The organism is Streptomyces sp. NPDC017056 (assembly GCF_044332485.1).
GTDB lineage: Bacteria > Actinomycetota > Actinomycetes > Streptomycetales > Streptomycetaceae > Streptomyces.
In genome coordinates, this window is the sequence record NZ_JBIRPD010000010.1 from 348,343 (window position 1) to 358,022 (window position 9,680).

10 protein-coding genes and 2 rRNA genes are annotated in these 9,680 nt (G+C 70.4%); 3 read left to right on the plus strand and 9 right to left on the minus strand.

The features are described 5' to 3' along the window. Position 1 precedes the first annotated feature (1 nt). The 3 genes from ACH4OW_RS20815 (at position 2) to ACH4OW_RS20825 (ending at position 3,202) form a co-directional block, all read left to right on the plus strand. On the plus strand, positions 2–358 hold the full coding sequence (locus tag ACH4OW_RS20815; RefSeq protein ID WP_398029474.1) for a hypothetical protein: 357 nt from the start codon (positions 2–4) through the stop codon (positions 356–358). 377 nt (positions 359–735) lie between these two features. Then, entirely contained in the window at positions 736–1,518 is a 783-nt protein-coding gene (locus ACH4OW_RS20820; protein ID WP_360124978.1) for an ECF subfamily RNA polymerase sigma factor, BldN family, read from the plus strand. A 463-nt stretch (positions 1,519–1,981) separates the two neighbouring features. Beyond that, complete coding sequence (locus tag ACH4OW_RS20825; RefSeq protein WP_398029476.1) at positions 1,982–3,202, plus strand: DUF5667 domain-containing protein; 1,221 nt, start codon at positions 1,982–1,984, stop codon at positions 3,200–3,202. Positions 3,203–3,342: 140 nt separating this feature from the next. On the opposite strand, the gene ACH4OW_RS20830 is transcribed toward ACH4OW_RS20825, so the two are convergent. The 9 genes from ACH4OW_RS20830 to ACH4OW_RS20870 all read right to left on the minus strand — a co-directional run. Beyond that, the gene (locus tag ACH4OW_RS20830) at positions 3,343–4,347 is read right to left on the minus strand and encodes a lysophospholipid acyltransferase family protein (protein ID WP_360124984.1); all 1,005 of its coding nucleotides are present in this window, start codon (positions 4,345–4,347) and stop codon (positions 3,343–3,345) included. 14 nt (positions 4,348–4,361) lie between these two features. Next, positions 4,362–5,411 carry an NAD-dependent epimerase/dehydratase family protein gene (locus tag ACH4OW_RS20835; protein WP_360124987.1) on the minus strand — a complete coding sequence of 350 codons (1,050 nt, stop codon included), beginning with the start codon at positions 5,409–5,411 and terminating at the stop codon, positions 4,362–4,364. A 294-nt stretch (positions 5,412–5,705) separates the two neighbouring features. After that, entirely contained in the window at positions 5,706–5,804 is a 99-nt protein-coding gene (locus ACH4OW_RS20840; protein ID WP_003948845.1) for a 30S ribosomal protein bS22, read from the minus strand. Positions 5,805–5,923: 119 nt separating this feature from the next. Beyond that, positions 5,924–6,133 carry a helix-turn-helix domain-containing protein gene (locus ACH4OW_RS20845; RefSeq protein WP_014144137.1) on the minus strand — a complete coding sequence of 70 codons (210 nt, stop codon included), beginning with the start codon at positions 6,131–6,133 and terminating at the stop codon, positions 5,924–5,926. A 128-nt stretch (positions 6,134–6,261) separates the two neighbouring features. After that, positions 6,262–7,047, minus strand: a complete 786-nt coding sequence (locus tag ACH4OW_RS20850) for a phosphatase (protein ID WP_360125029.1) — start codon at positions 7,045–7,047, stop codon at positions 6,262–6,264. A gap of 237 nt (positions 7,048–7,284) precedes the next feature. Beyond that, positions 7,285–8,466, minus strand: coding sequence for an acetoin utilization protein AcuC (locus ACH4OW_RS20855; protein ID WP_398029479.1), 1,182 nt, complete (start codon positions 8,464–8,466; stop codon positions 7,285–7,287). A gap of 161 nt (positions 8,467–8,627) precedes the next feature. Next, positions 8,628–9,281: an HAD family hydrolase gene (locus tag ACH4OW_RS20860; RefSeq protein ID WP_398029481.1), complete on the minus strand. Its 654-nt coding sequence runs from the start codon at positions 9,279–9,281 to the stop codon at positions 8,628–8,630. A 132-nt stretch (positions 9,282–9,413) separates the two neighbouring features. Next, positions 9,414–9,530 (minus strand): 5S ribosomal RNA (gene rrf / locus ACH4OW_RS20865). 76 nt (positions 9,531–9,606) lie between these two features. Next, a 23S ribosomal RNA gene (locus ACH4OW_RS20870) occupies positions 9,607–9,680 on the minus strand; the annotation flags it as partial.

Consider the following 9,680-nt stretch of genomic DNA (forward strand, 5'->3'; position numbering starts at 1 on the left):
GGTGGACGGGCGCCCCCGTACGCAATCGGCCACCGGCCCCGCGGCCTCCTGGGACGCGGCCGCGATCCGGGGCCGCCTGGCGGAGCTGGCGCGCCGCGACCCCCGGCTCGCGCGCACCGGCGCCGACAAGCACCGGTACCGGCTCGCACCGCCGCTGCCCGCCGCGGAACTCCGCGCGTTCGAGGCGGAGCACGGCGTCGAGCTGCCGGAGCCGTACCTCGTCCGCCTCGTCGTCACCGGCGCGCAGCGCGGGCGCGTCTGGTACGACGATCTGGCGGTCTGGCCCCACCTGGCACCGGGTCCCTGGTTCCGCGAGTGGTACGCCGAGTGGCTGGCGGACGCGCCGGACCGCGGCTGAGGCCGCCACGCCCGGCGGCGGCGCCCGCCGTCCGCTCACCGGCCGTGACCGGCGGCCCGTCAGCCCCGTCCCGCGGGCAATCCCTGCTCTATACCCCCACCCCGTCCCCCACAGTCCCGTTGCTGACGGTCCGCCACAACACGCCCTGCAACCAGGCAGATCACGTTCCTTTCTGATCAATATCTGCTCAGCAATCGATACTTGAACGGGCATGAACGCGTAACGGACCAGAAGTAATCGATGATTTGAGCAACTGGGTGTAGCGCTGCCTGTACGAAGCGTTATTCTCCTCAGACGCAAACCGGTACCCACGCGTCCCTACGACGGGTGAACGGTCCCGCACTGCACGTGATGGAAGCTCTGCCTCTGGGAGTCCCGTGTACCCACACGTCGGGGTTGACGCCTCGGGCCTGGCTACGCTGCGTACGACACTCGTCGACCACCTGCGCAGTTTTGTCCCCACCGCGATCGCCGTCCCCGCATTCGCCACCGCCGCCCCCGCCGGCCCCTGCTACGCCCTGGCCGACGGGAGCACCACCACAGTCGGCAAGGCCGGCGGCAGAACCCGCCGCGGCGCTGGCACGCCCACCGCCCGGCGCCCCGCCGACAGCGACAGCCGCCGCATGATGGACCTCGTCGAGCGCGCCCAGGCCGGCGAGGCCGAGGCGTTCGGCCGCCTCTACGACCAGTACGCCGACACGGTCTACCGCTACATCTACTACCGGGTGGGCGGCCGGGCCACGGCCGAGGACCTGACCAGCGAGACGTTCCTGCGCGCCCTGCGCCGCATCGGCACCTTCACCTGGCAGGGCCGCGACTTCGGCGCCTGGCTGGTCACGATCGCCCGCAACCTGGTCGCCGACCACTTCAAGTCGTCGCGCTTCCGGCTGGAGGTCACCACCGGCGAGATGCTCGACGCCAACGAGGTCGAGCGCAGCCCCGAGGACTCCGTCCTGGAATCCCTCTCCAACGCGGCGCTCCTGGAAGCGGTCCGCAAGCTCAACCCGCAGCAGCAGGAGTGCGTGACACTGCGCTTCCTCCAGGGCCTGTCGGTCGCGGAGACCGCCCGCGTCATGGGGAAGAACGAGGGCGCGATCAAGACCCTCCAGTACCGGGCCGTACGGACCCTGGCCCGGCTGCTCCCGGACGACGCCCGCTGACCGCCGCCACGGCGCCCCGGAACCCCGCCCGCGCGCCCTCCCGGGCCCCGATCACCCTTCCTGCCTGCACTGTTGCCCGTTTCACCGCCCCGAGGCCCCTCTCCGGCCCATCATCAGGACTAACGCTTGGACCACCGCCCCGATCGCCTGAATCTCCCGGACCGATGTTGACGCCGGCGCAGCGCCCGACCGGCGTTCCGCGCCCGCTGACACGCCCGGCGCCGGCCGTCTCGCCTTTTGACTACAGGTGATCGTTCGTGACCGTTCCGTCAGATCATCGTGAGTGCGTAACCCAAGTGCCGCGGCGCTCGTTGTGCGGAATGCAGGCTCCCTGCGGTCACGCCATGCCCGCAACACCTCACTCGTTCGAGTGGACGCGAACAAGGCGTGCAACCTTCCGGCCAGTCTGGATAGTCAAGCCAGTCCGGGGAGTCGAGCGGGATGACGAGAGGAGGTGCCGCCCGTGATCGCGAACGTATCGGTGCACCGGCGGGCTAACGCCTTCGCCCAGGCCCTGGAGGATCAGGTCCTTCCGGGCGCGGCGGCCGAGGACGAGGTCGGCACACCGGCGGAAGCGTGCGGAGAAACAAGGCTGCTGGCGGTCGCCGGCACGCTCGGAGAACTCCCCAAGCCGGAGTTGGACCCCGAGGTCAAAACCGTCCACCGGGCCCAGCTCATCGCGGCGATGGAAGCGGCCTTCGCCGAAGGCGGTGCCCCGTCCGACGGCTCGCGGGTGCCACCGCAGCGCGGGGCGCACCGGGCCGCGAAATCCCTGGGCCGGCTGCGCCCCAGGTCCCGGCTGTCCAAGGGGCTCGCGGCGGGCGGCCTGACGGTCGGCGTCGCGGCCGGGGCGTTCAGCGGCGTCGCCGCCGCCAGCTCCGACGCGCTCCCGGGCGACTCGCTGTACGGCCTCAAGCGCGGCATGGAGGATCTGAAACTGGGCATGGCGGACGACGTGGCCGACCGGGGCCGCCTCTTCCTCGACCAGGCGTCCACGCGCATGTTCGAGGCCCACCGCCTCATGGAGCGCGGCCGGCTCGGCGCCCTCGACCACGAATCGCTCGGCGAGGTCCGCAAGGCGCTCTCCGGCGTCAAGCAGGACGCCGGCGAGGGCCACCGCCTGCTCCACGAGGCGTACGAGCGGGACGGCTCCCTCGGCCCCATCCAGACGCTCAACAGCTTCACCAAGTCGCACCGCGACAGCTGGAGCAAGCTCCGCGACCGCCTGCCCGCCCAGCTCATGGACGTCCGCGACGAGGTCAGCTCGGTCTTCGACGCCATAGACGAGGAAGTCGGCCCGCTGCGCTCCCTGCTGCCCAAGCCGCCGGACGGCGCGAGCCGGCACGAGAGCGCCCCCCGCGAGCCCGCGCCGGGCGCGGCCAAGAGCCGTACGGACCGGCCGGCCCCGTCCGGGGAGAGCGCCACCTCGTCCGGCGAGGCCGACGGCTCCCAGGCCCCCCGCCACCACCCGTCGGCCTCGTCGCCCGCCCAGGAGAAGGACGGACTGCTCGGCGGCAGCACGGGCGGCCTGCTGGACCCGCCGACCGACGACGGCACCCCCGCGCCGGACGGCAAGGGGCGGCCGGGCAAGGACTCGCCGCACGAGCCCGACGTCACCATCCCGCCGCTGCTCCCCGGACTCCTGCCCGACATCAATCTCGACGGCAAGAACCCGCTGGGCTGACCCGCCGGCCGTGCCCCGGCGCCCGATGCGGCGCCGGGGCACTTGGCGTTCCTCCGGGCCGCACGTGCTCCAGGCCGGCACGTGCTCCAGGCCGTACGCGCGCGCCGTACGCGCGCGCCGGAGGCCCTTGAGAAGCTCTTCTAGAAGAAGACCGACCGCCGCTGCACCAGCAGCTTGTAGAGCGTGTGCTGAATCGTTTCCCGCACCTGGTCCGTCAGGTTGAACATCAGCATCGGGTCGTCCGCCGCCTCCGGCGGATAGCCGTCCGTCGGAATCGGCTCACCGAACTGGATCGTCCACTTCGTCGGCAGCGGCACCAGCCCCAGCGGCCCGAGCCACGGGAAGGTCGGCGTCAGCGGGAAGTACGGGAAGCCCAGCACCCGCGCCAGCGTCTTGGCGTCCCCGATCTTCGGATAGATCTCCTCCGCGCCCACGATCGAGCACGGCACGATCGGCACCCCGGCCCGCAGCGCGGTGGAGACGAACCCGCCGCGCCCGAACCGCTGGAGCTTGTAGCGGTCCGAGAAGGGCTTGCCGATGCCCTTGAAGCCCTCCGGCATCACCCCGACCAGTTCGCCCCGCTCCAGCAGCCGCTGCGCGTCCTCCGCGCAGGCCAGTGTGTGCCCCGCCTTGCGCGCCAGCTCGTTGATCACCGGCAGGACGAAGACCAGGTCGGCCGCCAGCAGCCGCAGGTGCCGCTCGGCCGGGTGGTTGTCGTGCACCGCGACCTGGAGCATCAGCCCGTCCAGGGGCAGCGTCCCGGAGTGGTTGGCGACGATCAGCGCACCGCCGTCGGCCGGGATGTTCTCGATGCCCTTGACCTCGACCCGGAAGTACTTCTCGTAGAAGGGCCGCAGCAGCGTCATCAGGACCTGGTCGGTGAGCTCCTCGTCGTAACCGAAGTCGTCGACCTCGTACTCACCGGTGAGCCGCCTGCGCAGGAAGCGCAGGCCGCCGGCGATCCGCCGCTCCCAGGACGCCCCCGGCGGCTCCTCCGGCGCCCCGGCCACCGGCTCCTCCCCGGCCCGCCGCCGGGGCTCCGGTACGGGCGCGAGCGCCGAGCGGCGGCTCCCGCGGCCCGGCCGCTTGCTCTTTCTGCGCGACCGGGGCTCCTCGCCGAAGGGAATGACCTTGGCGTCCGCCATCGTGGGTGAACTCCTCACTGGGTCGGGCCGCTGCGTGCGGGGAGCACGGCGGCGAGCCGGTCGACGGTACGGGCGAGGACCTCGGGCGGCAGCAGCCCGGGTCCCCGGCTGCCGGCGAACTCCGCGAAGGAGTCCGCCGTCGTGTATTTCGGATGAAACCCCAGTGTCTCCCGCATTTGGGTCGTCTGGACGACCCGGCCGTGGGTGAGCATCCGGATCTGTTCCGGCGAGAAGTCGGTGATGCCGAGCGAGCGCAGTGCGGTGCCGGCCCAGGTGACGGTCGGCAGGAACAGCGGCAGGGTGGGCCGGCCCAGCCGCCGGGAGCACTGGGAGAGCAGCAGGGCGCCGTCCCCCGCGATGTTGAACGTGCCGCTGTTGAGCGTGCCGCGGCGCGGCTTCGCGGCGGCCAGGCGCAGCACCTCGATCGCGTCGTCCTCGTGCACGAACTGCAGCCGGGGGTCGTAGCCCAGGACGGTGGGCAGCACGGGCAGCGAGAAGTACTCGGCGAGCGGCGAGTCGGCGCACGCGCCGAGGATGTTGGCGAAGCGCAGCACGCACACCGCCACGTCGGGACGGCGCCGGGCGAAGCCGCGTACGTACCCCTCGACCTCGACCGCGTCCTTGGCGAAGCCGCCGCTCGGCAGCGATTTCGGGGGCGTGGTCTCGGTGAAGACGGCGGGGTCGCGGGGCGCCGAGCCGTACACGCTGGTGCTGGACTTCACCACCAGCCGTTTGACGTGCGGTGCCTTCTGGCAGGCGCCGAGCAGCTGCATGGTGCCGATGACATTGGTCTCCTTGACCAGCGTCCGGCTGCCCCGGCCGCCGAGCGGCGCGGCGTTGATGTCCATGTGGACCACGGTGTCCGCGTGCGTCTCGGCCAGCACTCTGGCAATGGCCGGATGCCTGATGTCGGCCTTGAGGAACTCGGCCCCGCCCAAATGGTGCTCGGGCGCTACGGCGTCGACTCCGATCACCCGGTCGACGTCGGGGTCGCGCTGAATGCGTCGTACGAACCGGCCCCCCAGTTGCCGTGCGACTCCAGTGACGAGCACGACCTTTCCCAAGATCAGCCCTTCCTTCCCGCCCTTTGTCCCTCGCGTGAGCCGAGCTGTGCGGCCACGCTATCGGGTCGTTGTTGCGCTGTGATGACCGCGGGATGCGCTGAGCTACATTTCAAGCCTTGGCCCGAGCTTTGCGTGTGCCACCGGACAGCTTTGCCGGCGCCCGCCCTTCGCCCGGATGGCCCCGTCCCGCATTCCGGCGCGCTCCCCGGGTGCGCCGTAAACCCGTCCCGAAACGCACCGCAGCCCCCCACCGCCTGATGCGGTGAGAGGCTGCGGAATCGTGATCAGCGTCGCTTACTTCTTGTTGCGACGCTGAACACGGGTGCGCTTGAGCAGCTTGCGGTGCTTCTTCTTGGCCATCCGCTTGCGCCGCTTCTTGATAACAGAGCCCACGACTACCCTCGCTCACTTCGTATCACTCGGTGCGGGGCGTCCGAGCCCACACTACCTACATCGGGCCAGCCTACCCGGCGTCGAGCCTACGGCGTAATCCGAGGGTCATCTTGGGCCCCTCAGGCCGATTCCACCCCCACGTAAGACTCACGGAGGTAGTCGTGGACCGCTTGCTCCGGGACCCGGAAAGACCTCCCCACTCGGATCGCGGGCAGATGACCGCTGTGCACCAAGCGGTACACGGTCATCTTCGACACTCGCATCACCGTGGCGACTTCCGCCACGGTCAGGAACACGACCTCGTTGAGAGGCCTTTGGTCTGCAGCCATGACACACCTGAACCTTCCGCACATGACGGGCACCGGCTTCCCCTCCGGTGACTCCCCGTCGCTGTGCGCTCACTCCCCAGGTTAGGGGCGGGTGATGCGAGTGGGGAAGAGGAGCAGCGATCGGCCGCCTACTGTGACAGACACGCTCGATTGAGTACATAGCGAGTAAGCGGTCGGTAGTAATCAGACCGCACAGCGTCATCAAGCGGAACTACGGCGGACACCCGCCCCTCCGCCTGTCCGACGAACAGCGCCGGATCGTCCGTATCCGCCAGTCCGATGGCCTCAAAGCCCAGCTGACCTGCTCCGCAGACCCATCCGTGGTCACCGATCACCAGCTCGGGAAGCGGCCCTCCGGCGTCTGCTGCGGCGTCGAGGGCGGTACGAACCGGGAGGGGGGAGTGGGTGTGCACACCCGGCTCACCGGGGGCGCGCCGCACGCCGGGTTCGCGCATCAGCGCGACTCCCCGTACGTAGTCAAGGTTGTACGTGCGTACCCCGAATCGGGTCGCTATGTCGACACAGTGGCCATACGCCGGGGTGAGAACGGGGCACCCCGCCGCCGACAGAGCGTCTGCCAGGCCGCCGTAGAAGCCCAGCAACCGGTGCGGATGGCCCGTTCCGATCAGTACCGCAGCGTGCCGGGCGGCCGCCGCGCCGAGCCGGTCGGCGAAAGCGTCGAGCCCCGCGATCGTACAGTCCGGATCGATCACATCGGGGCCGGATGTATATCCGGGATCGGCCGAAACCCCACATCGCTCAGCCATCACCCGAAGCACTTCGCGTACGGACCAGTCGGCTTCGGGCTCAAGACCGATCAGTACGCGGGGGTCGCCGGCCGCGAAGAGCCGGTAACGGTTCAGGCTTTTCTCCCGGGAGGTAGCAATCGTCCCCGCAAGACCCGCCCGCACCATATATGCCTTGAGCGCACCGACTTCCACGCCCCGCCCCCGCTCGCAGCAGAACCCCGTACCCCGTCATGCTGACGCCCCGGGGCCCGCACCGGCCGCGAAACCGCCCGACAGTCACACATCCGGGCGCACGGCCCGCCACGCGGCCTCGGCCGGTGAGAACGGAACCCGTGCCCTTCCGGCGGCCCGTCCCTCGTACAGGCCGCCTTCTGGGACGACCCGCCTCACCGGGCCCACGGACTACGGCAGCAGCCCGTGCGAGGGGAACACCGCCCGCCGCGCCGCCAGCACCGCCTGGTCCAGCCGGTCCCCCGGGTCGTACCCGCCGCTCACGAAGTCGCGCCAACCCGCCTCCCGCCCGTCCGTCATCCGGTACGGGCCCGGCCCCCGCGTCCGCCGGAACACTTCGTGCCGCCACTCCTCAGGCACCGCCGTCGCGGGCTCGATCGGCCGGCCCGCCGCGATCGCGACCAGATGTGTCCAACTGCGCGGTACGACGTCGACCACCGCGTACCCGCCGCCGCCCAGCGCCACCCAGCGCCCCTCGGCGTGCTCGTGCGCCAGGTCGTGACAGGCCGCCGCCACCGCCCGCTGCGCGTCCAGGCTCACCGCCAGGTGCGCGAGCGGGTCCTCGAAGTGCGTGTCGGCCCCGTGCTGGGTCACGAGCACCTCGGGACGGAACACGTCCAGCAGGTCCGGCACCACCGCGTGGAACGCCCGCAGCCAGCCCTCGTCGCCGGTCCCGGCCGGCAGCGCGACATTCACCACGCTGCCCTCGGCCTCGGTGCCACCGGTCTCCTCGGGCCACCCGGTGTTCGGGAAAAGCGTCCGCGGGTGCTCGTGCAGGGAGATCGTCAGCACCCGCGGGTCGTCCCAGAAGGCGGCCTGTACGCCGTCTCCGTGGTGCACGTCCACATCCACGTACGCGACCCGCTCGGCGCCCAGCTCCAGCAGCCGCGCCACGGCCAGCGCCGCGTCGTTGTAGATACAGAAGCCCGCGGCCCCGCCGGGCATCGCGTGGTGCAGGCCGCCCGCGAAGTTCACCGCGTGCAGGGCTTCCCCGCGCCACACCGCCTCGGCCGCGCCCACTGATTGCCCCGCAATCAGCGCCGACGCCTCGTGCATCCCGGCGAACGCCGGATCGTCCTCGGTACCGAGCCCGTACGCCGCGTCGGCGGCCTTCGGGTCGGCAGAGGCCCTCCGTACGGCGTCGATGTAGTCCGCGCGGTGCACGAGCCCCAGGGTGGAGATCCCGGCGGCCTTCGCGGCCACCACTTCCACCGCATCGGGCCCGCGATCGAGCCCGAACGCCTCCACCAACCGCATGGTCAGTGCGAGCCGGACCGGGTCCATCGGATGGCCGGGCCCGAAGTCGTAGCCCGTTACTGCCTCGTCCCACATCAGCTGTGCGCGGCCGCTCATGCCCGTCACCGTATCCGAGCGCCGGAAACCTGTACCCGGCCGTCCCCTTGCCGGGTGGCGGGCGGTCGGGTAGCCGCCTGGCCGGGGAGCCGTCCGGTCTGGCAGCCGTCCGGTCGGGGAGCCGCCTGGTTGGGCTGCCGCCCGGTCTGGCAGCCGTCTGGTTACGCGAGCAGCTGCGGCAGTTCCGCCATGCTCGCGAAGAGGCCGGTGACCGCGCCGGCCGCGGTGAGCTTCTCCGCCGGCGTCATGGCCGTGAAGCCGTAGACGTCCATTCCTGCGGCGACCGCGGCCTGGACGCCGAGCGGGCTGTCCTCGATCACCGCGCAGCGCTCCGGCGCCACACCCATCTCGCGCGCCGCGTGCAGGAACAGGTCCGGAGCCGGCTTGCCCTTGCCGACGTCCTGCGAGCTGAAAATCCACTCCTCCTCGAACCACTCTTCGAGGCCGGTCTTGCGGTGCCCGACCCGGATCCGCTCGTGGCTGCCGGAGGACGCCACACAGTACGGGGTCCCGTCGGCGGTCAGCTTCCCCAGCACCTCGTCCACGCCGGCGACCGGCTCCAGCTCCCGCTCGAACGCTTCGAAGACGCGCGAGTGCAGCGTCGCCTCGAAGTCCTCGGGGAGGAGCTGCCCGGTCCGCTCCTTCACCAGGTCGTGCACCCGGTGCATCGCGGCACCCATGTAGTCGCGGATGGATTCCTCGTAAGAGGTGGGGTGGCCGAGTTCGGTGAGATAACCGGCCATGATGGTATTGGAAATCGGCTCGCTGTCGACGAGCACGCCGTCGTTGTCGAAGATGATGAGGTCATAGCGCATCCTTCGAGCGTAAACGCCATGGAGAGCCGCCCCGAAATGCGTCCGAAAGGCGCCGGGGTGGCGTCCGAAAAGTGTCCGGAAATGCGAAAAGCCCCGCACCATACGGTGCGGGGCTCCCCACATTCACAATTTGTTCGGCGGCGTCCTACTCTCCCACAGGGTCCCCCCTGCAGTACCATCGGCGCTGAAAGGCTTAGCTTCCGGGTTCGAAATGTAACCGGGCGTTTCCCTAACGCTATGACCACCGAAACACTATGAAGATAACAACTCCAGCCGACAAGGCGAGTTCGTTACTTCAGAACTAACACAGTGGACGCGAGCAACTGAGGACAAGCCCTCGGCCTATTAGTACCAGTCAACTCCACCCGTTACCGGGCTTCCATATCTGGCCTATCAACC

Excerpts from the sequence above, each read along its gene's own strand:
- ACH4OW_RS20830 (WP_360124984.1), bottom strand. The coding sequence starts at position 4,347 with ATGGCGGACGCCAAGGTCATTCCCTTCGGCGAGGAGCCCCGGTCGCGC.
- ACH4OW_RS20845 (WP_014144137.1), bottom strand. The coding sequence starts at position 6,133 with ATGGCTGCAGACCAAAGGCCTCTCAACGAGGTCGTGTTCCTGACCGTG.
- ACH4OW_RS20850 (WP_360125029.1), bottom strand. The coding sequence starts at position 7,047 with ATGGTGCGGGCGGGTCTTGCGGGGACGATTGCTACCTCCCGGGAGAAA.
- ACH4OW_RS20855 (WP_398029479.1), bottom strand. The coding sequence starts at position 8,466 with ATGAGCGGCCGCGCACAGCTGATGTGGGACGAGGCAGTAACGGGCTAC.
- ACH4OW_RS20860 (WP_398029481.1), bottom strand. The coding sequence starts at position 9,281 with ATGCGCTATGACCTCATCATCTTCGACAACGACGGCGTGCTCGTCGAC.